Raw genomic sequence first — 23,118 nt, forward strand, 5'->3', positions numbered from 1 at the left:
GCCGACGATCAGCCACACTCACGAAGGAAGCTCACGATGGCACAGCGCATCGACACCAAGGACCTGAACATCTACTACGGCGACTTCCGCGCCGTCGAAGACGTCAACATGACGATCGAGCCCAAGTCGGTCACCGCCCTCATCGGGCCGTCCGGCTGCGGGAAGTCGACGTTCCTGCGGACGCTCAACCGGATGCACGAGGTGGTCCCCGGGGCCCGCGTGGAGGGCACCGTCGAGATGGAGGGCGTGGACCTGTACGGCCCGGACGTCGACCCGGTCGCCGTCCGCAAGAACGTCGGCATGGTCTTCCAGCGGCCGAACCCGTTCCCGACGATGTCCATCCGCGACAACGTCCTGGCCGGGGTGAAGCTCAACAACAAGCGCATCTCGAAGTCCGACGCCGACGACCTCGTCGAGTCCTCGCTGCACGGGGCGAACCTGTGGAACGAGGTCAAGGACCGCCTGGACCGGCCGGGCTCCGGACTCTCGGGCGGTCAGCAGCAGCGGCTGTGCATCGCCCGGGCGATCGCGATCAAGCCGCAGGTGCTGCTGATGGACGAGCCCTGCTCGGCTCTCGACCCGATCTCGACGATCGCCATCGAGGACCTCATCGGCGAGCTGAAGCAGGAGTACACGATCGTCATCGTGACGCACAACATGCAGCAGGCGGCTCGCGTGAGCGACCGGACCGGCTTCTTCAACATCGCCGGGACGGGCAAGCCGGGCCGGCTCATCGAGATGGACGACACCGCGACGATCTTCTCCTCCCCGGCCGAGAAGGCGACCGAGGACTACGTCTCGGGCCGCTTCGGCTGATCCGACCCGCCGTGCCGGCCTCGTCGGTACGCACGAAGGCCCCTGCGCTTCCGGAGCGCAGGGGCCTTCGTGCTGCGACGGGGAGCCCGTCGCCGGGGGATCAGGGCAGGTAGTCGGCGTACTCCGGCAGGGTGCCGTCGAAGACCGGCAGGTAGAACGTCTCGCTCTGCCCGGCGACCTCGAGCGTGGCCTCGAGGGTCCCGCCCGGGATGGTGTCGACCGGGCCGAGCAGGGTCTCCTCGCCGTCGGTGCCGAGGTAGACCGTCTCCTCCGCGGGCACCGGCACCGTGACGGGTGCGGCGCCGCTGGCGGTCAGGGTGAACTCGACGTCCTCGTCGCTGTTGTTCGCCAGCGCGCCCAGCAGGTTGCCGTCGCCGCCCTCCTCGGTGGCGATGACCAGCAGGTTGAGGCCGCGGACCTGTGTGTCCTCGAAGTCGACGCGCGTCCCGTCCGACGGCGCGTAGCCCATCTGGGTGGTGATGGGTGCGCAGGCGCCGAGCGCCAGCGCGCCGACGGCGACCCCGGCGGCGAGGGCGGAACGGGCGGTACGGGCGGAGCGGGCCACGTGCTCTCCTTCTGCTGGAGCGGTGCGGCGGGCTCGGGGCCCGCGCACGGGATGTCACTGGGGTGAGGGACGCGACGCGCCCCGCACCATCCTAGTGGGGCGGCGGGGTGGTCACCCACCCGCCTGCTGGCAGCGCCCTGACCTGCGGAAACAGTGGTCCTGTAGATCCTCCGCGCACCCCCCGCGCCACGGGCGCAGGTGCCCACCGTGATAGACTCGGTCACTGGGAAAGGGGACATCTGAAGATGACGTTCACAGTAGGCGAGACGGTTGTCTACCCTCATCACGGCGCCGCGCTGATCGAAGAGGTCAAGACCCGGAAGATCCGTGGCGAAGAGAAGATGTACCTCAAGCTCAAGGTCGCTCAGGGCGACCTGACGATCGAGGTCCCGGCGGACAACGTCGACCTCGTCGGGGTGCGTGACGTGGTGGACCAGGAGGGCCTGGACAAGGTGTTCGACGTGCTGCGCGCGCCGTACACCGAGGAGCCGACCAACTGGTCGCGCCGGTACAAGGCGAACCTGGAGAAGCTGGCGTCCGGCGACGTCATCAAGGTCGGGGAGGTCGTCCGCGACCTGTCCCGCCGCGACTCCGACCGCGGCCTGAGCGCCGGGGAGAAGCGCATGCTGGCCAAGGCGCGCCAGATCCTCGAGTCCGAGGTCGCCCTCGCGGAGGGTGTCGACGAGGAGAAGGCCGGCGCCATCATCGACGAGGTGCTCGCCTCCTGACGACCCTCGCTGTCCTCACCGCGGCCGGTTCCGGCACGCGGCTCGGACGGGAGATCCCCAAGGCGTTCGTGCCGGTCGGTGGCGTGCCGATGATCGCCCTGGCGGCGCGCGGCCTCGCCGACTCCGGCGCGGTCGACGCCGTGGTGGTGACCTCCCCGCCGGGGCGTGCGGCCGACATGGTCGCCGCGCTCGGCGCGCTCCCGATCCCGGTCGAGGTCGTCGACGGGGGATCCACCCGGCAGGCCTCGGTCGCCGCCGGGCTCCGCCGTGCCGACGCGAGCACCGACGTCGTCCTCGTGCACGACGCCGCCCGTCCGCTCGCCCCGCCCGCCCTGGTCGCCCGCGTGGTGGCGGCCGTGCGCAGCGGACACCCCGCCGTCGTCCCCGGGCTGCCGGTGACGGACACGATCAAGCGCGTCGCGCCCGACGGCGGCGCCCCGGCCGCACCCGGGGACGACACCGGCCCCGCGGTCGAGCGGGTCGTGGACACGCTCGACCGGACCGTGCTGCGGGCGGTCCAGACGCCGCAGGGTTTCGACCGGGAGCTCCTGCAGCGTGCGCACGCCGAGGGGGCGGCCCGGGCCGCCGCCGAGCACCTGGCCGCGACCGACGACGCCGGGCTGGTCGAGGCGCTCGGCGTCCCGGTCCACCTGGTGCGCGGTGACTCCGCCGCGCTGAAGATCACCACGCCGTACGACCTGGCCGTGGCCGAGCTGTTGCTGGAGGGCCGATGAACCTGCCGCGCACCGGGATCGGCGTGGACGTCCACGCCTTCGCCCCGGAGGGCTCGGACCGTGAGCTCTGGGTCGGCGGGCTGCACTGGCCCGGCGAGCGGGGTCTGGACGGCCACTCGGACGCGGACGTCGCCGCGCACGCCGCCGCGGACGCGCTGTTCTCCGCGGCCGGCATCGGCGGTCTGGGCACGCACTTCGGCACGAGCGAGCCCGAGTGGGCCGGGGCGAGCGGCGTCGTGCTGCTGGCCGAGGCCGCCCGCCGGGTCCGGGCCGCCGGGTTCGAGATCGGGAACGTCGCCGTCCAGGTGGTCGGCAACCGGCCCAAGGTCGAGCCCCGCCGTACCGAGGTCGAGGCCGCGCTGACCGAGGCCGTCGGCGCGCCCGTCTCCGTCAGCGCGACCACGACCGACGGGCTCGGCCTGACCGGCCGCGGCGAGGGCGTCGCCGCGATCGCCACCGCGCTCGTCGCCGCCCGCTGACGGCTCCCCGCCCCGCCCCGCCCCGTCGTTGTGGGCATGAAATCTGCAGCCTTCGACGGGGTGGCGGCTGCAGATTTCATGCCCACAACGACAAGAGGTCGCGGCGGAGGTCAGGCGGGGAGGCCGAGCACCCGGTCGGTGTAGTCGTTGCGCAGCACGCCGTCCGGGTCGACGGCGGCCCGCACCCGCGCGACGTCGTCCAGCGGGTAGTGCGCCGCCAGGTCCGCGGCCGTGCGGGTGTGCAGCTTGCCCCAGTGCGGGCGGCCGCCCGCCGCCACGAAGATCTCCTCCGCCGCGGCGAAGTACCGCTCGCGCGGCATCCGGTGGTACTGGTGCACCGCCACGTAGGCGGTGTCCCGGCGGCGTGCCGTCGACAGCCACACGTCGTCGGCCGCCGCGCAGCGCACCTCGACCGGGAACGGCACCGGCTCGCCGGACGATCGCAACCAGCCCTCCAGCTCGCGCAGCACGTCGGCCAGCCCCGCCCTCGGCAGCGCGTACTCCATCTCGGCGAAGCGCACCCGCCGCCGGCTCACCATCACCCGGTCGGACGGCGCCACGTGGGTCCGGTCCCCGAGCGCGGCGGCGCACACCGCGTTCAGGCGCGGCACGGTCCGCGGAGCGGCGGTCGCCACCTGCATCACACCCCCCAGGACACCGTTGGCCAGCACCTCCTCGTCCAGGACGGACCGGGCGGCGTCACCCAGGGTCCGGGCCGCGCCCAGAACCCCGCGGCGGGACGCGCGGTGGCGGGCCGCCTCGGCCGCCGGGACGCGGTCGTGGCTCCAGGTGAGCATCCGGTCCGTGCCGGGGAACCAGTAGGCGTCGAACCGGTCGTGACCGTCGAACAGGGCGTCGATGCCCTCGACCACCTCCTCCCAGGGGCGGACCTGCTCGGTCGAGCGCAGCAGGTAGGCCGGCACGACCTCGAGCGTGACGGCGGACAGCACGCCCACGGTGCCCAGCCCGAGGCGGGCGACCTCGAACAGCTCGCGGTCCGGGGAACCGGGGGCGTCGTCGCCCGACACCGACCGCACGGAGCCGTCCGGCAGCACGACGCGCAGCGCGCGCACCTGCGTGGCCAGGCCGCCCAGCAGCGCCCCTGTGCCGTGGGTCCCGGTGGAGATCGCCCCCGCGACCGACTGCCGGTCGATGTCGCCGAGGTTGCGCATCGCCAGTCCTCGCGTCGCGAGCAGCCGGTTGAGCTCGTGCAGGCGGGTGCCGGCACCGACGGTGACCAGGGCGGAGCCGTCGGGCAGCCGCCGCAGCGACTCCAGCCCGCTCAGCCGGTCCAGGCCGATCAGGAGGCCGTCGGTCACGGCGACGTCGGTGAACGAGTGGCCGGCCCCCACCGCACGGACCCGCAGACCGTCGGCCGCGGCACGGGCCACGACGGCACGCAGCTCGGCCTCGTCCCGCGGCTGCGACCACCGCGCCGGGGAGGCCCGGTAGGTGCGGCCCCAGGTGGTGAAGTTCACGTCGCACACTCTGTCACGGGCTTGCGGTGCCATGCCGCGGTGTAGCGTGCCGACATGTCCGCGACCGACCGGCTGAGCAGGGCGACCGCCGGGTCACCCGCGCCGCTCGCCGTCGTCGACCTGGACGTGTTCGACACCAACGCGGCCGACCTGCTCCGGCGGGCCGCCGGCACCCCCGTGCGCGTCGCCACCAAGTCCGTGCGCGTGCGTTCGCTCGTCGGACGGGCTCTGCGGGCCGGGTTCACCGGCGTGATGGCCTACTCCCTCGACGAGGCGCTGTGGCTCGTCGGCACCGGGGTCCGCGACGTCCTGGTCGGCTACCCGACCGTCGACCGCGACGCCCTCGCGCGCTGGGCCGCCGACCCGGCCTCGCGCCGGGAGATCACCCTCATGGTCGACGACGTCGCCCAGGTCGACCGGGTGCGTGCGGCGCTGGATGCCGCGCCGGCGGACGGCGCCGACGGTGCGCTCTGCCTGGACGTGGACAGCTCGCTGCGCCTCGGCCTCGGGCCGTGGCGCGCCCACCTCGGCACCCGCCGCTCCCCGCTGCGCACCCCTGCCCAGGTGGCCGACCTCGCCGCCGCCGTCGAGGCCGTCGACGGGCTGCACGTGCGCGGCCTGATGTTCTACGAGGCCCAGGTCGCGGGCCTGCCCGACACGAGCCCGGCGGTGCGGACCGTGAAGCGGCTGTCCATCCGCGACGTCGAGCGTCGCCGCCGCGCCGTGCTCGCCGCGGTCCGGTCCGCCGTCGGACGGGACGTCGAGCTCGTCAACGCCGGCGGCACGGGTTCGCTGGAGTCCTCCGCCGCCGGCACCGGTGTCACCGAGGTGACCGCCGGGTCGGGGCTGTTCGTCCCCGCGACCTTCGACCGCTACCGGTCCTTCGAGGCCCGGCCGGCGGCGTACTTCGGGCTCGACGTCGTCCGCTCGCCCGGCCAGGGCTGGGCCACCGCGTTCGGGGGCGGGTACGTCGCCTCCGGGCCGGCCGGTCCGTCGCGGCTGCCGCGCCTCGTCACCCCCGGCTGGGCGCTGACGCGACGTGAAGGGGCCGGGGAGGTGCAGACGCCGATGCGTCGCCGGCGCGGTGGGCGCGACCTGCGCGTCGGGGACAGGGTCTGGTTCCGGCACGCCAAGGCCGGTGAGCTGATGGAACGCTTCGCCACCGTGCACCTCGTGCGCGGGGACGAGGTCGTCGAGGAGGTGCCCACCTACCGGGGCGAGGGCCGGGCGTTCGGCTGAGGGCGCGCGGACCGCAGGGTCGCGTACCCGACCGGTACCCTGGACCGGTGACCTTGCAGCTCTTCGACACCGCCACGCGCTCCGTGCGCGAGCTCGTCCCCCGGACACCCGGCAAGGTCGGCATCTACCTGTGCGGCGCCACCGTCCAGTCGGCCCCGCACGTGGGTCACCTGCGTCCCGCGGTCGCCTTCGACGTGCTGCGCCGCTGGCTGACCCGCTCCGGGCTCGACGTGACGCTCATCCGCAACGTCACCGACATCGACGACAAGATCCTCGCCAAGGCCGAGGCGGCGGGCGTCGAGTGGTGGGCGCACGCCGCCACCTACGAGCGGACGTTCACCGCCGCCTACGACGCGCTCGGTGTGCTGCCGCCCACCTACGAGCCGCGGGCCACCGGGCACGTGCCGCAGATGGTCGCGCTCATGCAGCGCCTCGTCGAGCGCGGGCACGCCTACTCCACCGGACCGGGCAACGTCTGGTTCGACGTGCGTTCCTGGCCGCAGTACGGCGAGCTCACCGCGCAGCGCCTCGAGGACCTCAACCCCGAGGGCGGGGACGACGCCGTCACCTCGGAGAAGCGCGACCCGCACGACTTCGCGCTGTGGAAGACGCCGCGGCCGGGCGAGCCCGAGACCGCCGCGTGGGACACGCCGTTCGGGCGCGGCCGACCCGGCTGGCACCTGGAGTGCTCGGCCATGGCGCAGCGCTACCTGGGCGACGCGTTCGACATCCACGGCGGTGGCCTCGACCTGCGGTTCCCGCACCACGAGAACGAGCAGGCGCAGTCGCGCGCCGCCGGGTACCCGTTCGCGGACCGCTGGATGCACTCGGCCTGGGTCACCCAGCAGGGCGTCAAGATGAGCAAGTCGCTCGGGAACGGGCTGCTCATGAGCGAGCTGCTCGCCCAGGTGCCGGCCCCTGTCGTGCGCTACGCCCTGGCCTCCGTCCAGTACCGGTCCATGCTCGAGTGGGGCCCGGACACCCTCGACGAGGCCCGGACCACCTGGGACCGGCTCACCGGGTTCGTCGACCGGGCGACCGAACGTGTCGGCGAGGTCCCGCGCGACGAGGTCCGCACGGCCGGGCTGCCCGCCGGGTTCGTCGCCGCGATGGACGACGACCTCAACGTGCCCGCGGCGCTCGCCGTCGTGCACGAGACGCTCCGGGCCGGGAACACCGCGCTCGCGTCGTCCGACGACGACGGTGCGCGGGCGGCGCTCGTGGCGCTGCGGGGGATGCTCGACGTGCTGGGGCTCGACCCGGCCGACCCGCAGTGGGCCAGCGCCGCGGACACGCGCGTGGCCGACGCGCTGGACTCCGTCGTGCAGGCCGAGCTGGACGCACGGGCCGCGGCGCGAGCCGCGAAGGACTATGCCACGAGCGACGCGATCCGGGACCGCCTGGCCGCGGCCGGCGTCGTCGTGCAGGACTCTCCGGACGGCGCCCGCTGGACGCTGTCCGACGCGAAGGGGGAATGATGGCGGGAAACTCGCAGCGACCCGGTGCCAAGCGCAAGGCGGGCACCAAGAAGGGCGCGCAGGTCGGCAGCGGCGGTCAGCGCCGCAAGGGCCTCCAGGGGAAGGGTCCGACGCCGAAGGCCGAGGAGCGCACCTACCACCCGGCCTACAAGAAGAAGGTCGCCGCCGAGAAGCGGGCGGCCGCGCAGGCGCCCACCGGGGCACGCAAGGGCGTGGCCCGGGGCACTCGCAAGGCGACCGGCGGTGCCGAGGTCGTGGCCGGCCGCAACGCCGTCCTGGAGGCGCTGCGCACGGACGTGCCGGTCACCGCCGTGCACCTGGCCGAGCGCATCGACCACGACGACCGCACCCGGGAGATCCTCGAGCTCGCCTCGATGCACGGCGCCCGCGTGCTGGAGAGCTCGCGCGGGGCGCTGGACCAGCTCACCGAGGGGTCCGTGCACCAGGGGGTCGCCCTGGAGGTGCCGCCGTACGAGTACGCGTCGGTGGACGACCTGTTGGACGCGGCCGCCGAGGCGGGGGAGCCGCCGCTCATCGTCGCGCTCGACTCGGTCACCGACCCGCGCAACCTCGGGGCGGTGCTGCGGTCCGCGGGCGCGTTCGGCGCCCACGGCGTGCTGGTGCCGTCGCGGCGCACGGCGTCGGTCACCGCTTCTGCGTGGAAGGTCTCCGCCGGGGCGGCCGCGCGGGTGCCGGTCGCCAAGGAGACCAACCTGTCGCGGACGCTGACCGACCTGAAGAAGTCGGGGCTGTTCGTCGTCGGGCTCGACGCCGGCGGGGACGTCTCGGTGCGCGACCTGGCGTTCGCCACGGACCCGCTGGTGATCGTCGTCGGCTCCGAGGGCAAGGGCCTCTCGCGACTCGTGCGGGAGACCTGCGACGCCGTGGCCTCGATCCCGATCTCCTCGGACGTCGAGTCGCTGAACGCGGGTGTGGCCGCCGGCATCACGCTCTACGAGGTCGCGCAGGCCCGCTCGGCCTCCTGAGCCGACCGCTCACGCCCGACCCGCGGGTCAGGACGAGATCCCGCGGGTCAGGGCAAGGTCCCGCGGGTCAGGACGAGGTTTCGCGGGTCAGGGCGGAAGGCGACGGGTCAGGACGAGGTCCCGCGGGTCAGGGCGCGCCCGGCGACCCAGGGTGAGGTCGTGCCGGTCGAGCGATCCTGACTCGCGCACGAGAGTCCTGACTCGCGCACGAGAGTCCTGACTCGCGCACGAGAGTCCTGACTCGCGCACGAGAGTCCTGACTCGCGTAAGAGGGACCCTGACTCGAGCGGGAGCGTTCTGACTCGCGGGCCGCGCGGATCGTCGGGCAGCGTCAGTCGACGTCGCCCGGCTCGGACGCGGCGTAGTGGAAGTAGTCCGCCTCGGGCCCCTGGGGCTCCTCCTCGGGAGCCATGCCGAGGATCGCCTTCTCGTCCGGCCGGTACCGCAGCACGTTCGTCACGTAGGACTGCACGGCCTCCGGCATCGGCACGTCGTGCCCGGCCTGCTCGGAGATGTACCACCGGTGCTCGAGGACCTCGTGGTACAGCTGCGCGGGCTCGAGCTTGCGGCGCAGCTCGCGCGGGACGGCCCGGACGGTCGGCTGGAAGACGTTCTGCAGCCAGTCGTGGGCGACGAGCTGGGAGTCGTCCTCCTGGCGGTCCGTCGCGGCCTGGTACGAGTCCAGGTCGTTGAGCAGTCGCCGGGCCTGGTTGTCCTGCACGTCCAGGCCGGTGAGCTTGGCCAGACGGCGCGAGTGGTGCCCGGCGTCGACCACCTGGGGCTGGATCCGGACCGTCGTGCCGTCGATGTCGGTGGTGATGTCGAGCTCGCCGACGTCGAACCCGAGGGCGTTGAGCCGTTCGATGCGGGCGGCCACGCGCCAGCGCTCGTCGGAGGCGAACGCCTCCACACCGGTCAGCGCCTCCCACAGCTCGTGGTAGCGGTCCACGAGCGAGTTGCCGAACGCGACCTCGTCGATCTCGCTGTCCAGCAGCTCGCCGGCGGCGAGGTCCATGAGCTCGCCGATGATGTTGACGCGGGCGATCTCCAGGTCGTGCTCCCGCTGGCCACGGGTCAGCTCGCGGTGCAGGGCACCGGTCTCGGCGTCGACCAGGTAGGCGGCGAAGAGCTCGGCGTCACGCCGGAACAACGTGTTGGACAGCGAGACGTCGCCCCAGAAGAACCCGGCGAGGTGCAGCCGGACGATGAGGACGACGAGCGCGTCGATGAGCCGGTTCGCCGTCTCGTCGCGCAGCCACTGGCTGAACACGGACCGGTAGGGCAGGGAGAACGCCAGGTGCTCGGTGACGAGCGCCGCCTCGAGGGGCGTCCCGTCCTCGGCCGTGCGTCCGGTGACGACGCCGATCGGCCGGACCGCGGGGATCTCGAGCTTGCGCAGCTGGCGCAGCATGCCGTACTCGCGGAAGGCGACGTCCTCGCTGATCTCCTTGACGGCCAGGACCCGGCCGTCCAGGCGGACGAAGCGCACGACGTGCCGCGAGATGCCGCGGGGGAGTGCCGCGAGGACCTCGGCGGGCCACTCGATGAGGGGGCGGCGCCAGGGCAGGTCCAGCAGGGCCGAGTTCGGGGTCGCCGAGGTGATCTTCAGCTGCTCCACGGCATCTCCAGGTCTGTTGTGGGCATGAGATCTGCAGGGGCACCCTGCGGCGGACCTGCAGATTTCCTGCCCACAGCGATGGGGGGCAGGTTCAGCGTAGACGACGACGGGGCGGACCCGGCGCCCGGCCGGATCCGCCCCGTCGTCGTCGGGGATGCTCAGTGGCTCAGACGAGCACCCGTGGACGGGGAGAAGACGTGCTCCTGGCCCTGCTTGATGGTGACGTGGATGGTGTCACCCTTCATCGGGACCTCACGCGGGTCGATGCGGACGATGACCTGGTCCGAGGAACCGGAGTGCAGGTCGCCGGCCGAGCCGTCCGCCTGCAGCTCGCCGTAGACGAAGGCGTCGGAGCCGAGCTCCTCGACGAGGTTGACCTTCACCTGGAAGGCGTCCTGCGAGTCGTCGTGCGCGATGTCGAGGGACTCCGGACGGAAGCCCACGACGACCTGGCCGTTGTCGGCGTCGGTGAGCTGGTCGAGCACGTGGCGCTCCAGCGGCACCGCGGCGTGGCCGACGATGGCCTTGCCGTCGCGGACCTCGAACGTGCCGATGTTCATCGCGGGCGAGCCGATGAAGCCGGCCACGAAGGTGTTCGCCGGGGTGTCGTACATCTCGCGCGGCGTGCCGACCTGCTGGAGCAGGCCGTCCTTGAGCACGGCGATGCGGTCACCCATGGTGAGGGCCTCGGTCTGGTCGTGCGTCACGTAGACGGTCGTGACGCCGAGGCGGCGCTGCAGGGAGGCGATCTGCGTACGGGTCTGGACACGCAGCTTGGCGTCGAGGTTCGACAGCGGCTCGTCCATGAGGAACACCCGGGGCTGACGCACGATGGCGCGGCCCATGGCGACACGCTGGCGCTGACCGCCGGAGAGCGCCTTCGGCTTGCGGTCCAGGTACTCGGTGAGGTCGAGGATCTTGGCGGCCTCCTCGACCCGCTGGCGGATCTCCGCCTTCGGGGTGCCGGCGATCTTCAGCGCGAAGCCCATGTTGTCGGCCACGGACATGTGCGGGTACAGCGCGTAGTTCTGGAAGACCATCGCGATGTCGCGGTCCTTGGGCTGCACGTCGGTGACGTCGCGGTCCCCGATGTAGATGTGCCCGCCGTTGACGTCCTCGAGGCCTGCCAGCATGCGCAGCGAGGTGGACTTGCCGCAGCCCGAGGGGCCGACGAGGACGAGGAACTCGCCGTCCTCCACCTGCAGGTTGAGCTGGTCCACGGCCGGGCGCTCGGTGCCCGGGTAGATACGCGTCGCGTGGTCGTAGGTGACCGAAGCCATGATGGTGTCCCTCCACCGGCAGGTACGTGCCGGACGATCCGTTGTGGTCGGGTGTGCTGCGTTCACGACTGGCGTGTCGGCGGCGACACATTCTGTTGTCCGCGCGGCTTCACCGGACCGTTCCGGCGGCGTCGCGCGGATCGATCCTACACGGCCGTGACTCCGATCACCCCCTCGGGCGCAGCCGTCCCGGCACGCCGCACGGGGCAGGTCGGGACGGGTCAGGAGGGCCGCAACGCGGCGCGCAGCCGGTCCAGCACCGCGGCGACGTCGTCCGCACCGGCGACCCGGTGCGCCGCGAGGGTCTCGCCGTGGCCGACCTTCAGTGCCAGGTCGCCGCTGGTCAGCACGGCGAAGGCCTTCTCGTCGGTCGTGTCGTCCCCGGCGTACAGCACCCGCACGCGCTCGGTGCCGACGTCGCGTCCGACGACGGTGCGCAGGCGCCGCAGCGCCTCGCCCTTGGACGTGGGCAGCACCGCGATCTCGACGACGTCCTTGCCGTGCATCGGCTCGAGCCCGAGCCGGTCGGCGGCGGCGTCGGCCGCCTCGACGGCCGCGGCGGAGTCCTCGGGACCGGCGAGCCGGGTGTGCAGGACGGCGGCGCTCGGCTTGTGCTGCACCCAGGCGCCCTCGCGGCCGGCCACCGCCGCCTCGAGGGCGGAGCGCAGCGCTTCCAGGTCCTCACGCTGGGAGTCGCTGAGCTCGAGCGGGACCGTCTCGACCCCGTCCGCCGTGACGTGCCCCGTCTCGGCGCCGTGGCTGCCGACCAGGTACGACCCGACCGGGGGCGCGGCCCGCGTCGCGAGGTCGTCGAGGTCGCGCCCCGAGACGAGCGCCAGCCGCACCCGCGACGCCGGCGCGTCGCCGTCACCGGGCACCGTCAGGGCCCCCAGCTCGTCCACGGCCGTGCGGGCCGCCGGGGTCATGCGCGACGCCGTCGGGTCGTCCACCAGCGGGGCGAGCGTGCCGTCGAAGTCCAGGGCCACCAGGAGCGCGGCGCCGTCGTCGGCGGTGAACTCGTGCAGTGCACCGTCCAGCGCGGGGTCGAGCTGCTCAGACATAGGTGTCGCGGCCGGGCACGGCGGTGAGCACCCCGAGGAACGACTTCGACCACTTGGCGACGTCGTCGCCCATGACCTTGCGCCGCAGGTTGCGCATGCGACGACGCTTCTCCTTGGGGGACATCTCCGCCGCGGCGACGATGATGTCCTTCATGCCGTCGATGTCGTGCGGGTTGCACAGCAGCGGTCCCGGGGCCAGCTGGTCGGCGGCGCCGGTGAACTCGCTGAGCACCAGCACGCCGCCGAGGTCCGAGCGGGCCGCGATGTACTCCTTGGCCACCAGGTTCATCCCGTCCCGCAGCGACGTGACGAGCATGACGTCCGCCGCCAGGTACAGGGCCGCCATCTCCTCGGGCGGGTAGGAGTGGTGCAGGTAGTGGATCGCCGAGTGGCCGAGCTCGCCGAACTCGCCGTTGACCCGGCCGACGAGGATCTCCACGTGCTGGCGCAGCTCCTGGTAGGCGCCGACGTTCTCCCGGGACGGGCTGGCGACCTGCACGAGCGTGGTGTTCGCGGCGTCGATCCGGCCGTCCTGCAGGATCTCGCCGTAGGCCTTGATCCGGTGCCGGATGCCCTTGGTGTAGTCGAGGCGGTCGACGCCGAGCATCACGACCTCGGGGTCGCCCAGGTCCGTGCGGATCTCCTTGGCGCGGGCCTGGACCTCGGGACGGCGGGCGAGCTCGTCGAAGTACTGGGTGTCGATCGAGATGGGGAACGAGGCCGCACGGACGCGTCGGCCCGGCGTCGCGTCGTCGGACCCCATGGAGATGATCGAGCCGCGCGTGGGGTGGTCCGTGAGCCGGCGCACCGCGCGCACGAAGTTCGAGGCGTCGCCGCCGCGCTGGAACCCGATGAGGTCGGCGCCCAGGAGCCCCTCGACGATGGCCTTGCGCCAGGGCAGCTGCTGGAACAGCTCGACGGCGGGGAAGGGGATGTGGTCGAAGAAGCCGATGCGCAGGTCGGGACGCAGCTCGCGCAGCATCTTCGGCACGAGCTGGAGCTGGTAGTCGTGCACCCAGACCACGCCGCCGTGGGCCGCCTGGGCGGCCGCCGCCTCGGCGAACCGCTGGTTGACCTTGCGGTAGGCGTCCCACCACTGCCGGTGGTACGTCGGCGGGGCGATCACGTCGTGGTACAGCGGCCAGAGCGTGTCGTTGGAGAAGCCCTCGTAGTACTTGCTGATCTCGCTGGCGGACAGCGTCACGGGGACCAGCAGCATGCCGGCGGCCTCGAACGGCTCGTGCGCGAGGTCGGGCGCGCCGGACCAACCGACCCAGGCGCCGTCGTTCTCGCGCATCACCGGCTCGAGGGCGGTGACCAGCCCGCCCGGCGACCGCTTCCAGTCGAGGTTGCCCTCGTCGTCCACCGCGAAGTCGACGGGAAGCCGGTTGGCGACGACGACGAGGTCGTAACCGGTCGACCCGTCGCCGCCGGTCGTGGTGCTGGACGATCCCTGACCTGTCAACGCTGTTCTCTCCCAAGGTTGGTGGACGCCGACCCGATGCACTGGGTAGTGCGGAGTCCTGCGCGCACCATATCGGCGCAGCCCTTCCCCCGCGCGGGGTGAACCCTGGCGAGCCGGGGCGCGCCGTGGAGGGCGCGACGCTACGGTGTGCCCCATGGGTGTGGGTGACGACGCGGAGGTGCTGACGCACGAGACGTCGGCCTCGGGGCCCGAGGGCGGGCTCGAGCCGGGGACCGACGTCGGGGGCTACACCGTGGTCTCCACCCTCGGGCGTGGTGCCATGGGGGCGGTCTACGAGGCACGTGACGGTGCGGGCGAACGGGTCGCGCTCAAGGTGCTGCACGCCCACCTGGACGCCGACCCCGCGGGTCGCCAGCGGTTGCGCCGTGAGGTCGCGGCCCTGCAGCGGCTGCGGCACCCGGCCGTCGCGCAGGTGCTCGACGCGGAGTTCGAGGGTCCGTACGCCTTCGTCGTCACCGAGCTCGTCGAGGGGCTCACCCTCGAGGAGGAGATCGACGCCCGCGGCGCCCTGGACGTGGCCGACCTGTTCTCGCTGGCCGACCAGCTCGCCGACGCCCTGGAGTCCGTCCACGCGGCCGGCGTCGTGCACCGGGACCTCAAGCCCTCGAACGTGATGGTCACCGCCGACGGGCCCAGCCTCATCGACTTCGGGATCTCCCAGAGCACCGGGGACACGCGGACCACGATGACCGGGTTCGTCATGGGGACGCCGGGGTACATCGCCCCCGAGCTGCTCGACGGCGGGGACCCGGTCCCGGAGACGGACTGGTGGAGCTGGGCGGCCCTGCTCGCCTTCGCCGCCACGGGCCGGTCGCCCTTCGGCGTGCGGCCCACCGACGTCGTGCTGCGGCGCTCGCGCCAGGGCCGGGCCGACCTCTACGGCGTCCCCGCCCGCACGGCACGGGCGCTCGCCGGGGCCCTGCAGCCCGACCCGACCCGGCGCTGGGGGCCCACGGACGTGGTCCGCGCGATCCGCCGCGACCTGGCCGACGGCGAGAGCACGGCCGCGGAGCAGTCCGAGGACCCGCAGGCCACGCAGCGCATCGTCGTGGCGGCCGGTGCCGCCACCGCGGCCACGGCGGCGGGTCTGGCGGGGAGCGCCGGGACGTCGCCGGACGGCTCGCCCGACGCCGGGTCGCCGGACTCGCCGGCGGGGAGCGCCACGCCCGCGCTCGCCGACACCGCCGTCGTCGGTCCGCCCGCGGTGTCGCCCGAGCCGCCCGGCGGGACGGCGAGCACGATGACCTCCGAGGAGCGGGCGCGGGCCGGTGCGCAGGACGGCGCGACGCGGGCCATCCCCCTCGGGGACGTGCGGTACCGGACGTACGACGAGCTCGCCGACGGCGCGGACGACGTGGAGGAGGAGGCGGCCGGACCCTACGTGCCGCCGGTCCACCCGCGGCGCTGGGGCACGGCGCTCGCGGTCGGGCTGCCGTTCGTGGTGCTCGCGGCCTTCTACCCGCTCGTGGCGTTCGGGGCCTTCGTCGGCCTGACGGTGCTGTGCCGGATCGTCGGGACTTCCGGCCAGCGGTTCCACGAACGCCGCCAGCGCAAGGGGGTGCGGTCCTCGGACGGCTGGGTCGCCGGTCTGCTGCTGCCCTATCACGCGGTGCTCGGCGCGCTCGGTGTCATCCCGGCGGCCGTGGTCGGCGGCTGCGTCGGACTCCTGGCGACGATGGGCGGGTACTGGTTGTTCGGCGACGGCAACCTGATCGTCGCGCCGTTGGGGGACGTCGAGTCCCGGTCGGTGGGCGGTCGGAACGCGCCCTTCGTGTTCTCGGTGGTGCTGGCCGGAGCGATGCTCGTCGCGCTGCTGGCCACCTGGTTCGGCCCGGCCGGTCGCACCGCACGTGACGGGGCCCGGCGGATCCTCAACAACCTCGCCCCCGGGCTGACGGGGGCGGCGATCGTCGTGGCGATCTGCCTGGTGGGGTCCTGGGTGCTGTACTCCCAGCTCGTCACCGACCCCGTCGAGATCGTGTGGTGGCCCATGAACAGCGCGCCGTCATTGTTCTGAGACCGGATTCCCAGGATCTCCCCAGGTTCGCTCCCTAGCGTCGGGGCGCGGGGACGCCCCGCCCTCCGCTCCGGGTGGACCGGCCCACGGGTAGGCTGGCCGCCGGATCGCCCCGCCCGACTCGACCCGAAGGATCCGCACCGAGATGTCCAACAAGCAGAACAAGTCGCAGCGCCGGGACGAAGCCCGTGCCGAGGCGCTCGCCGTCCAGCAGCAGCAGGCCCAGCGCGACCGCCGCAACCGGATGATCGTCTTCGCGGCACTCGGCGTGGCGATCGCGGCACTCGTCGCCGTCGCGGTCTTCATCCTCATGGGCGAGGCGGACAAGAAGAGCGTCGAGGACATCCCGCTGGCCGAGGTGGCGGACGTCCCGTCGACGGCGCTGGAGGGTGGCGGCATCCCGGTCGGGTCCGACCTCGTGGCCGGCGGTGAGAACGAGGGAGCGCCCGTCGTCGACGAGTACCTCGACTACATGTGCCCCGTCTGCGGCCAGTTCGAGGAGATCAACGCCGCCGACGTCGAGACGATGCTGACCGAGGGCGACGCGACCGTCGTCTTCCACCCCGTCTCGATCCTGGACCGCATGTCCCAGGGCACCGACTTCTCGACGCGCTCGGCCTCGGCCGCCTACTGGGTGGCCGACCGCGCGCCGGAGTCCTTCTTCGCCTTCAACGAGGCCCTGTTCGTCAACCAGCCCGCCGAGAACACGGAGGGCCTGAGCGACGAGGAGATGGCGTCGATCGCCGAGGAGGCCGGCGTCCCGGCCGACGTCGCTGCCGGCATCGCCGACGGGACCGCCCGCGGCACGTTCGGCCAGTACGTGTACTCGCTGACCAGCGAGGCGTCCGCGAACCCGGACCTGGCGAACGCCAACGGCGGCTTCGGCACGCCGACCATCCTGGTCGACGGCGAGCGCTTCGAGACCTGGAACCAGCCGGGCGCCCTGCTGAGCGCCGTCCAGGGCGACGGTGCCGCCGGCGCCGACGCCGAGGGCGAGTCCGCCGACGAGTGACCTCGCCGTGGGCGTGAGGCCCGTCGCACCGGCACCGGCGCGGCGGGCCTCACGCCTTCGACGTCCCGGCCGGGTCGTCGTCATCGGTACGATGGTCCCCGCCCGCCGCCTTAGCTCAGCTGGTAGAGCTCCCGTCTTGTAAACGGAAGGTCGTCGGTTCGAACCCGACAGGCGGCTCCACCCGACGGCCCGTCGGTCTGCGACGACGCGGACCGACGGGCCGTCGTCCCGGCGAGCTCATTCCCAGTAGAGCCAGAGCACCCGCCAGCGCACCGGTTCGCCCGTGTCGGGGTCGGTGCCCTCGACGACGTCCCACTTCTCGGGATAGCCGAGCCCCGTGCGGATGGCCTCCCACGCCGCCGTGAAGATCTCGCGCTGCTCGTCGAGCGTGGTTCCCCGCTCGTCGTAGAAGATCACCAGTTCGTCCGACCCATCCCTGCGGGACAGCTTGGCGACGGCACCCGGAGGGGGCGGGTCCCATCCGCCGATGGTCCCGATGATGACGGCGCCGGCTCGGCACAGGTCGTCCATCTGCACCCGGACGTCTTCCTCGGTGGCCTCGGGCAACTTCATGGTCGGTCCAATCCGGGCGCTGCGGCCGTCTGCAGCGCCCTGTCGACGGTCGTGGCCGTCTCTTCACCGTGGACCCCGCCACCGATACTCGCGCGCCGGGAGCTGCCTCCGTGCGGTGAGCACCCGACCCTCCGGCGCGGTCAGCGCTCCGACGGAGGCCACGGCTTCGGCGAGGCCCACTTCGGCGTGCGGCCGTCACCGCTCGACGTGCCCCGGATCCGCCGCTGCACCCACGGCACGACGTGCGCCCGCGCCCACTGGGCGTCCTCGCGGGCCCGCTGGCGCAGCCGCGGCGCCGTGACGGCGGGCATCGGGTCGTCGAAGCGTTCGTCGTCCGGTGCGAGGCCGAGACCCACCAGCGCCGCGTTCGCGACGCGACGGTGCCCCTCGTCGGTGAGGTGGATCCGGTCGTCGGACCACATCCGCAGGTCGAACAGGGACTTCAGGCCCCAGTTGTCCAGCACGTACGCGCCGTGGCGGCGGGCGATCGACCAGATCGTGGCGTTGTACTGACCGACCCGCCCGCTGGTGAAGCTGAGGGTGCCGCCGGCCCGGAACCCGGTGCCCATCAGGACGTCGGTGCCGGAGGCGCGCAGCCGCCTCACCGCGTCCTCCAAGGTCGCCGTCAGGGCGTCGAGGTCGGCCTGGGGGCGCAGGATGTCGTTCCCGCCGCCGACGAGCGAGACGAGGTCCGGCTGCATCTCGAGCGCGACGGGCAGCTGCTCGTCCACGATCTGGCGCAGCTTCTTGCCGCGGATCGCGAGGTTGGCGTACTCGAGGACCTCGTCGCCGCGGCGTTCGGCCAGGTGGTCAGCGAGCCGGTCCGTCCAGCCGCGCTGCACCGCCGTCGTCTCCGTGCCGGCCGGGGCTCGCGTGCCGTCGTCGTACGGGTACGGGTCCCAGAGTCCCTCGGAGAACGAGTCGCCGATCGCGACGTAGCGGGACCACGGGGGGATGCTGTCGTGCGAACTCACGGGGCCATTCTGCACCCCTCCCGGGATCAGTTGCTCAGGGCAGCCGCCAGTCGACCGGCGTCCCTCCCTGCTGCTCGAGAAGGGTGTTGACCCGGGAGAACGGTGCCGACCCGAAGAACCCGCGGTAGGCGGCCAGCGGGCTCGGGTGGGCGGACTCGACGGTGGGCGTGCTGCCCAGCCAGGGCTTCAGCGAGGCGGCGTCACGGCCCCAGAGGATCGCGACGAGCGGTCCGCCGCGTGCCACGAGCGCCTTGATCGCGGCCTCGGTCACCTGCTCCCACCCCTTGCCGCGGTGCGAGGCCGGGCGGCCGGGCTCCACGGTCAGCACCCGGTTGAGCATCATCACACCCTGGTCCGCCCACGGGCTGAGATCGCCGTTCGCCGGAGCCGGGACGCCGACGTCGTCGGCGAGCTCGGTGAAGATGTTCACCAACGACTTCGGCAGCGGGCGGACGTGCGGCTGGACGGAGAAGGACAGCCCCATGGGGTGGCCCGGCGTGGGGTAGGGGTCCTGGCCGACGACGAGCACCCGGACGTCGGCGAGGGGGCGCCGGAAGGCGGCGAACACGTCGGCGGGGGCCGGGAGGTACTGGCGCCCGGCCGCCACCTCGGAGCGCAGGAAGTCGCCCATCGCGTGGATCTGCGGTTCGACGTCGGCCAGGGCCGCGGCCCAGTCCGGCGCCATGACCCGGTCCAGCGGTGGGCGATCGCTCGGGGCCGGGGCGGCCGACGGCGGTGCGCCGGTCGGTGCGGACGGGGCGGTGGCGGCAGGGTCCGGCGTCGTCTCCACGACGGCGACGCTAGCAGGACGCCGGCGAGGGGCGACGCGCGGGGCCGGGCTGCCGGAGGTGGCGCCCGGAGTGACCCATACTGGGCCGCATGAGCGAGATGCTGGTCCAGGAGGTCGACACCACGACGCAGGCTCCGGCGTCGGACGCCGCCGAGGCGCTGTCCGACCGCGACCGGGAGATCCTGGCTTTCGAGAAGCAGTGGTGGAAGTACGCCGGCTCGAAGGAGCAGGCCGTGCGCGAGCTGTTCGACATGTCGGCCACCCGGTACTACCAGGTGCTCAACGCGCTCATCGACACCCCGGAGGCGCTGGCCCACGACCCCATGCTGGTCAAGCGTCTGCGGCGGCTTCGTTCGACGCGTCAGCGGGCCCGCAGCTCGCGCCGTCTCGACGGTTCGCGGGGCTGACGCGGTGCGGCTGAACAGGTTTGGCCGCGTGCTGAACAAGCTCTGTACTTCGGCCCATCCCGACCCGCTACCCTGTGCGGCGTGACGAAGAGCCACTACCCGTACCCGCCTGACGAGTTCGACGTCCGCGGTCCCGAGGGGTCGCCCGTCGGCGTCCACCGCGAGCCCCGCAGCGGGTGGAGCTCGGCCTGGCCGTTCCTGCTGGTCGCCGTCGTCTTCGCCGGCCTGGCGGTCGCCGTCGTGGGGTTCCTGTCCGACGACCCGGGCGGCAGCGAGAACCCGCCGGCCGCGCAGCAGGAGTCCGCGGCGCCCGAGTCCTCCGCGGAGGGCGAGGCGTCCGAGGGCGACGGTTCCGGCGAGGAGTCCGGTGACGGCTCCGGGGACGGTTCCGGCGAGGAGTCCGGTGACGGTTCCGGCGACGAGTCGGGCGAGGGCTCCGATGAGGCGACGGAGGAGCCGGCGGAGGAGTCCGGTCCCGACATCGCCTCCCTGGTGGCGGCCGGCGACACGAGCGCTTACGTGCGGGTCCTGAACGACAAGAGCGGCATCGGCGGCGAGGCGGCCCGTGGTGCCGAGGCGCTCGGGGCCCAGGGCTTCTCGAACACCGAGGCGGCGAACTTGGAGGGTGACTCCGGCCAGACGACGAACGTGGTCTGGTACGCCGAGGGGCGCGCCGAGACGGCTGCCGCCGTGGCCGCGATCCTCGGGGTCCCCGCAGAAAGGACGTCCCAGCAGCCTCTCGCCAGCGGCGACGTCGTCGTGATCATCAAGGAGTCGCTCCAGATCGCCGAGTGATCCGTCCGGTGCGAGGGTCGGTGCCCGACGACGCTCGTCGCGTCGCGGGTGCCGGCCTTCGCCGTTGCCGGCAGGGTGTGCGGGCAGGGGGCGTGCCGACGTCGGGCGCTGCTGAGCAGTGCCGTTGTGCGCCGGGGGCGAACATCTTGCACTCTCGGGGTGAGAGTGCCAATAATGTCTTAGCACTCTCGACTGTCGAGTGACAGCCGACCGGAGTGACCCACTCGGTCCATCGGTGAGGCTCGGTCGCGTGCGTGATGTGAACGCACGCGGACGGGTCGTCCGTCGCGGGCACCGGCAGACCACGACACGCCACAGCGGAGGATCAGTCCCCATGGCCAAGATGATTGCGTTCGACGAGGAAGCTCGTCGGAGCATGGAGCGCGGGCTCAACCAGCTCGCCGACACCGTCAAGGTGACGCTCGGCCCCAAGGGCCGCAACGTCGTCCTGGACAAGAAGTGGGGCGCCCCCACGATCACGAACGACGGTGTCTCCATCGCCAAGGAGATCGAGCTCGAGGACGCCTACGAGAAGATCGGCGCCGAGCTCGTCAAGGAGGTCGCCAAGAAGACGGACGACGTCGCGGGTGACGGCACCACCACCGCCACCGTGCTCGCCCAGGCGCTCGTGCGCGAGGGCCTGCGCGTCGTTGCCGCCGGTGCCAACCCGATCGCCGTCAAGCGCGGCATCGAGAAGGCCACCGCCGCGGTGACCGAGCAGCTGCTCAACGCCGCCACCGAGGTCGAGACCAAGGAGCAGATCGCGGCCACGGCCGGCATCTCCGCGGGCGACCCGGCGATCGGCGAGCTCATCGCCGAGGCCCTCGACAAGGTCGGCAAGGAAGGCGTCGTCACCGTCGAGGAGTCGAACACCTTCGGCCTCGAGCTCGAGCTCACCGAGGGCATGCGCTTCGACAAGGGCTTCCTGGCCCGCTACTTCGAGACGGACCCGGAGCGCCAGGAGGCCGTCCTCGAGGACCCGTACGTCCTGATCGTCGAGTCGAAGATCTCGAACGTCAAGGACCTGCTGCCGCTGCTCGACCAGGTCATGAAGACCAACCGGTCGCTGCTGATCATCGCCGAGGACGTCGAGGGCGAGGCCCTGGCGACCCTGGTGCTGAACAAGATCCGCGGCACCTTCAAGTCCGTCGCCGTCAAGGCCCCGGGCTTCGGCGACCGCCGCAAGGCCATGCTGCAGGACATCGCGATCCTCACCGGCGGTCAGGTCATCACCGAGACGGTCGGCCTCAAGCTGGAGAACGCCACGCTCGAGGAGCTCGGCCAGGCGCGCAAGGTGGTCGTCAACAAGGACGAGACCACGATCGTCGAGGGTGCCGGCGACGCCGACCTCATCGAGGGTCGCGTCCAGCAGATCCGCTCCGAGATCGAGAAGTCGGACTCCGACTACGACCGCGAGAAGCTCCAGGAGCGCCTCGCCAAGCTGGCCGGCGGCGTGGCCGTCATCAAGGCCGGTGCGGCCACCGAGGTGGAGCTCAAGGAGCGCAAGCACCGCATCGAGGACGCCGTCCGCAACGCGAAGGCTGCCGTCGAGGAGGGCATCGTCGCCGGTGGTGGCGTGGCCCTGCTGCAGGCCGGTGCCGTGGCGTTCGAGAAGCTCGAGCTGGACGGCGACGAGGCGACCGGTGCGCAGATCGTCAACGCGGCGATCTCGGCCCCGCTGAAGCAGATCGCCATCAACGCCGGCCTCGAGGGCGGCGTCGTGGCGGAGAAGGTCCGCAACCTCCCCTCCGGTCACGGCCTCAACGCCGCGACCGGCGAGTACGAGGACCTGCTCAACGCCGGCGTCAACGACCCGGTCAAGGTCACGCGCTCGGCGCTGCAGAACGCCGCGTCCATCGCCGCGCTGTTCCTCACCACCGAGGCGGTCGTCGCCGACAAGCCGGAGCCGGCCTCGGCCCCGGCCGGTGACGGCGGCATGGGCGACATGGGCGGCATGGGCTTCTGATCCCTGCGCGTCCGGCGCGGTCCTGACCGCGCCTCGCTGCGAACGACGGCGGCCGGTCACCTCTGCGGAGGTGGCCGGCCGCCGTCGTGCGTGGAGCCCCTCGACGTTGTGGGCATGAAATCTGCGCCCCCGGACCACGTCCGGACTGCAGATTTCATGCCCACAACGATGGGGGAGGGCGGTGGTGTGGGTCAGCGGGTGGCGAAGAGACGCGTGGCCTGGTTCTCCGCGTCGGAGTACGTCTGGGACGCCGCCTGCAGGGCGGCGGTGACCGAGTCCAGTGCGGCCTCGACCTGGGTCTGGGCGGACTGCCACTGCGTCATCACCCCGGCGAACGACGTCGCCGCGCTGCCGTGCCAGCTCGCCTGCAGGTCCTGCAGGTGCCGCATCAGGGCGCCGACCTCGGCGCGGATCGCCCCGACGGACCCGTTCACCGCCGCCCCTGCCTGCGCCACCCGATCGCTGTCGACCTCGTATCGCACGTGCTGCTCCTTCGTCGTGGGTCCCGGGAGTGCCGGGCTCGCCACGACGCTAGGTGTGCGGGCGCGCAGCAGGCCGCCGTCGTCCACAGGGTGTGGACGAGCGGCTGACCCGCGCAGGACCGCCCTGACTCGCGGAGGACGGTCCTGACTCGCG

Annotated in this window: 22 protein-coding genes and 1 tRNA gene; 13 read left to right on the top strand and 10 right to left on the bottom strand. The window is 72.7% G+C overall.

The window, feature by feature from the left end; translation table 11 throughout:
* The first annotated feature begins 36 nt into the window (after positions 1-36).
* Positions 37-816 (top strand): phosphate ABC transporter ATP-binding protein PstB, encoded by a 780-nt coding sequence (gene pstB, locus Q6350_RS12805; RefSeq protein ID WP_171247022.1) that lies wholly within the window; start codon positions 37-39, stop codon positions 814-816.
* 100 nt (positions 817-916) lie between these two features.
* Here the strand turns inward: pstB and Q6350_RS12810 are convergent, their stop codons facing one another.
* Positions 917-1,381 (bottom strand): hypothetical protein, encoded by a 465-nt coding sequence (locus Q6350_RS12810; RefSeq protein ID WP_304603122.1) that lies wholly within the window; start codon positions 1,379-1,381, stop codon positions 917-919.
* Positions 1,382-1,626: 245 nt separating this feature from the next.
* On the opposite strand from Q6350_RS12810, the gene Q6350_RS12815 reads away from it, so the two are divergent.
* From Q6350_RS12815 to ispF, 3 genes are read left to right on the top strand one after another with little or no spacing between them, the layout of a single operon-like run.
* Positions 1,627-2,109 (top strand): CarD family transcriptional regulator, encoded by a 483-nt coding sequence (locus tag Q6350_RS12815; protein ID WP_171247024.1) that lies wholly within the window; start codon positions 1,627-1,629, stop codon positions 2,107-2,109.
* The gene (ispD, locus tag Q6350_RS12820; protein ID WP_304603773.1) at positions 2,106-2,843 is read left to right on the top strand and encodes a 2-C-methyl-D-erythritol 4-phosphate cytidylyltransferase; all 738 of its coding nucleotides are present in this window, start codon (positions 2,106-2,108) and stop codon (positions 2,841-2,843) included. The genes Q6350_RS12815 and ispD overlap by 4 nt, the downstream gene beginning before the upstream one ends.
* Positions 2,840-3,322, top strand: coding sequence for a 2-C-methyl-D-erythritol 2,4-cyclodiphosphate synthase (gene ispF / locus Q6350_RS12825; protein ID WP_305066369.1), 483 nt, complete (start codon positions 2,840-2,842; stop codon positions 3,320-3,322). The genes ispD and ispF overlap by 4 nt, the downstream gene beginning before the upstream one ends.
* A gap of 110 nt (positions 3,323-3,432) precedes the next feature.
* Here the strand turns inward: ispF and Q6350_RS12830 are convergent, their stop codons facing one another.
* Complete coding sequence (locus Q6350_RS12830) at positions 3,433-4,800, bottom strand: D-arabinono-1,4-lactone oxidase (protein WP_305066370.1); 1,368 nt, start codon at positions 4,798-4,800, stop codon at positions 3,433-3,435.
* A gap of 54 nt (positions 4,801-4,854) precedes the next feature.
* On the opposite strand from Q6350_RS12830, the gene Q6350_RS12835 reads away from it, so the two are divergent.
* The 3 genes from Q6350_RS12835 to rlmB are packed head-to-tail and all read left to right on the top strand — an operon-like array spanning position 4,855 to position 8,503.
* A complete protein-coding gene (locus Q6350_RS12835; RefSeq protein WP_305066371.1) occupies positions 4,855-6,039 on the top strand; it encodes an alanine racemase in 1,185 nt (394 codons plus the stop codon).
* Between the two features lie 47 nt (positions 6,040-6,086).
* Positions 6,087-7,517 carry a cysteine--tRNA ligase gene (gene cysS / locus Q6350_RS12840; protein WP_304607523.1) on the top strand — a complete coding sequence of 477 codons (1,431 nt, stop codon included), beginning with the start codon at positions 6,087-6,089 and terminating at the stop codon, positions 7,515-7,517.
* Positions 7,517-8,503, top strand: coding sequence for a 23S rRNA (guanosine(2251)-2'-O)-methyltransferase RlmB (rlmB, locus tag Q6350_RS12845; protein ID WP_171247029.1), 987 nt, complete (start codon positions 7,517-7,519; stop codon positions 8,501-8,503). Before cysS ends, rlmB begins: the two co-directional genes overlap by 1 nt.
* Before the next feature lie 331 nt (positions 8,504-8,834).
* On the opposite strand, the gene Q6350_RS12850 is transcribed toward rlmB, so the two are convergent.
* The 4 genes from Q6350_RS12850 to Q6350_RS12865 all read right to left on the bottom strand — a co-directional run bounded on the left by Q6350_RS12850 (position 8,835) and on the right by Q6350_RS12865 (position 13,927).
* Positions 8,835-10,121, bottom strand: a complete 1,287-nt coding sequence (locus Q6350_RS12850) for a DUF4032 domain-containing protein (RefSeq protein ID WP_304603126.1) — start codon at positions 10,119-10,121, stop codon at positions 8,835-8,837.
* A 158-nt stretch (positions 10,122-10,279) separates the two neighbouring features.
* A complete protein-coding gene (locus tag Q6350_RS12855; protein WP_305066372.1) occupies positions 10,280-11,401 on the bottom strand; it encodes an ABC transporter ATP-binding protein in 1,122 nt (373 codons plus the stop codon).
* Positions 11,402-11,622: 221 nt separating this feature from the next.
* Positions 11,623-12,462, bottom strand: coding sequence for a trehalose-phosphatase (gene otsB / locus Q6350_RS12860; RefSeq protein WP_305066373.1), 840 nt, complete (start codon positions 12,460-12,462; stop codon positions 11,623-11,625).
* The gene (locus Q6350_RS12865; RefSeq protein WP_305066374.1) at positions 12,455-13,927 is read right to left on the bottom strand and encodes a trehalose-6-phosphate synthase; all 1,473 of its coding nucleotides are present in this window, start codon (positions 13,925-13,927) and stop codon (positions 12,455-12,457) included. Before Q6350_RS12865 ends, otsB begins: the two co-directional genes overlap by 8 nt.
* Positions 13,928-14,081: 154 nt before the next feature.
* Here Q6350_RS12865 and Q6350_RS12870 point away from each other — a divergent pair, with 154 nt between their 5' ends.
* The 3 genes from Q6350_RS12870 (at position 14,082) to Q6350_RS12880 (ending at position 17,157) form a co-directional block, all read left to right on the top strand.
* Positions 14,082-15,965, top strand: coding sequence for a serine/threonine-protein kinase (locus tag Q6350_RS12870; RefSeq protein ID WP_304607526.1), 1,884 nt, complete (start codon positions 14,082-14,084; stop codon positions 15,963-15,965).
* 145 nt (positions 15,966-16,110) lie between these two features.
* Entirely contained in the window at positions 16,111-16,977 is an 867-nt protein-coding gene (locus tag Q6350_RS12875; protein ID WP_304603129.1) for a thioredoxin domain-containing protein, read from the top strand.
* Positions 16,978-17,081: 104 nt separating this feature from the next.
* A tRNA-Thr gene (locus Q6350_RS12880) sits at positions 17,082-17,157 on the top strand.
* Positions 17,158-17,214: 57 nt separating this feature from the next.
* On the opposite strand, the gene Q6350_RS12885 is transcribed toward Q6350_RS12880, so the two are convergent.
* The 3 genes from Q6350_RS12885 to Q6350_RS12895 form a co-directional block, all read right to left on the bottom strand.
* Positions 17,215-17,550 carry a hypothetical protein gene (locus Q6350_RS12885; protein WP_171247036.1) on the bottom strand — a complete coding sequence of 112 codons (336 nt, stop codon included), beginning with the start codon at positions 17,548-17,550 and terminating at the stop codon, positions 17,215-17,217.
* Positions 17,551-17,690: 140 nt separating this feature from the next.
* The gene (locus Q6350_RS12890) at positions 17,691-18,524 is read right to left on the bottom strand and encodes an SGNH/GDSL hydrolase family protein (RefSeq protein ID WP_304603130.1); all 834 of its coding nucleotides are present in this window, start codon (positions 18,522-18,524) and stop codon (positions 17,691-17,693) included.
* Positions 18,525-18,558: 34 nt separating this feature from the next.
* Positions 18,559-19,221, bottom strand: a complete 663-nt coding sequence (locus Q6350_RS12895; RefSeq protein ID WP_304603774.1) for a uracil-DNA glycosylase — start codon at positions 19,219-19,221, stop codon at positions 18,559-18,561.
* Between the two features lie 191 nt (positions 19,222-19,412).
* On the opposite strand from Q6350_RS12895, the gene Q6350_RS12900 reads away from it, so the two are divergent.
* The 3 genes from Q6350_RS12900 to groL all read left to right on the top strand — a co-directional run bounded on the left by Q6350_RS12900 (position 19,413) and on the right by groL (position 22,482).
* Complete coding sequence (locus tag Q6350_RS12900) at positions 19,413-19,721, top strand: DUF3263 domain-containing protein (protein WP_305066488.1); 309 nt, start codon at positions 19,413-19,415, stop codon at positions 19,719-19,721.
* Positions 19,722-19,802: 81 nt separating this feature from the next.
* Entirely contained in the window at positions 19,803-20,516 is a 714-nt protein-coding gene (locus Q6350_RS12905; RefSeq protein WP_305066375.1) for a LytR C-terminal domain-containing protein, read from the top strand.
* Positions 20,517-20,850: 334 nt separating this feature from the next.
* The gene (groL, locus tag Q6350_RS12910; RefSeq protein WP_171247039.1) at positions 20,851-22,482 is read left to right on the top strand and encodes a chaperonin GroEL; all 1,632 of its coding nucleotides are present in this window, start codon (positions 20,851-20,853) and stop codon (positions 22,480-22,482) included.
* A gap of 191 nt (positions 22,483-22,673) precedes the next feature.
* Here the strand turns inward: groL and Q6350_RS12915 are convergent, their stop codons facing one another.
* Entirely contained in the window at positions 22,674-22,964 is a 291-nt protein-coding gene (locus Q6350_RS12915; protein WP_304603132.1) for a WXG100 family type VII secretion target, read from the bottom strand.
* Positions 22,965-23,118: the final 154 nt, after the last annotated feature.

The sequence above is a fragment of the Isoptericola sp. b515 genome (genome assembly GCF_030588125.1).
Lineage (GTDB): Bacteria > Actinomycetota > Actinomycetes > Actinomycetales > Cellulomonadaceae > Isoptericola > Isoptericola sediminis.

Coding starts and splice junctions, on each gene's coding strand:
- pstB (WP_171247022.1), top strand. CDS start 37: ATGGCACAGCGCATCGACACCAAGGACCTGAACATCTACTACGGCGAC.
- Q6350_RS12815 (WP_171247024.1), top strand. CDS start 1,627: ATGACGTTCACAGTAGGCGAGACGGTTGTCTACCCTCATCACGGCGCC.
- ispF (WP_305066369.1), top strand. CDS start 2,840: ATGAACCTGCCGCGCACCGGGATCGGCGTGGACGTCCACGCCTTCGCC.
- Q6350_RS12835 (WP_305066371.1), top strand. CDS start 4,855: ATGTCCGCGACCGACCGGCTGAGCAGGGCGACCGCCGGGTCACCCGCG.
- rlmB (WP_171247029.1), top strand. CDS start 7,517: ATGGCGGGAAACTCGCAGCGACCCGGTGCCAAGCGCAAGGCGGGCACC.
- Q6350_RS12855 (WP_305066372.1), bottom strand. CDS start 11,401: ATGGCTTCGGTCACCTACGACCACGCGACGCGTATCTACCCGGGCACC.
- otsB (WP_305066373.1), bottom strand. CDS start 12,462: ATGTCTGAGCAGCTCGACCCCGCGCTGGACGGTGCACTGCACGAGTTC.
- Q6350_RS12870 (WP_304607526.1), top strand. CDS start 14,082: ATGGGTGTGGGTGACGACGCGGAGGTGCTGACGCACGAGACGTCGGCC.
- Q6350_RS12875 (WP_304603129.1), top strand. CDS start 16,111: ATGTCCAACAAGCAGAACAAGTCGCAGCGCCGGGACGAAGCCCGTGCC.
- Q6350_RS12885 (WP_171247036.1), bottom strand. CDS start 17,550: ATGAAGTTGCCCGAGGCCACCGAGGAAGACGTCCGGGTGCAGATGGAC.
- Q6350_RS12900 (WP_305066488.1), top strand. CDS start 19,413: ATGCTGGTCCAGGAGGTCGACACCACGACGCAGGCTCCGGCGTCGGAC.
- groL (WP_171247039.1), top strand. CDS start 20,851: ATGGCCAAGATGATTGCGTTCGACGAGGAAGCTCGTCGGAGCATGGAG.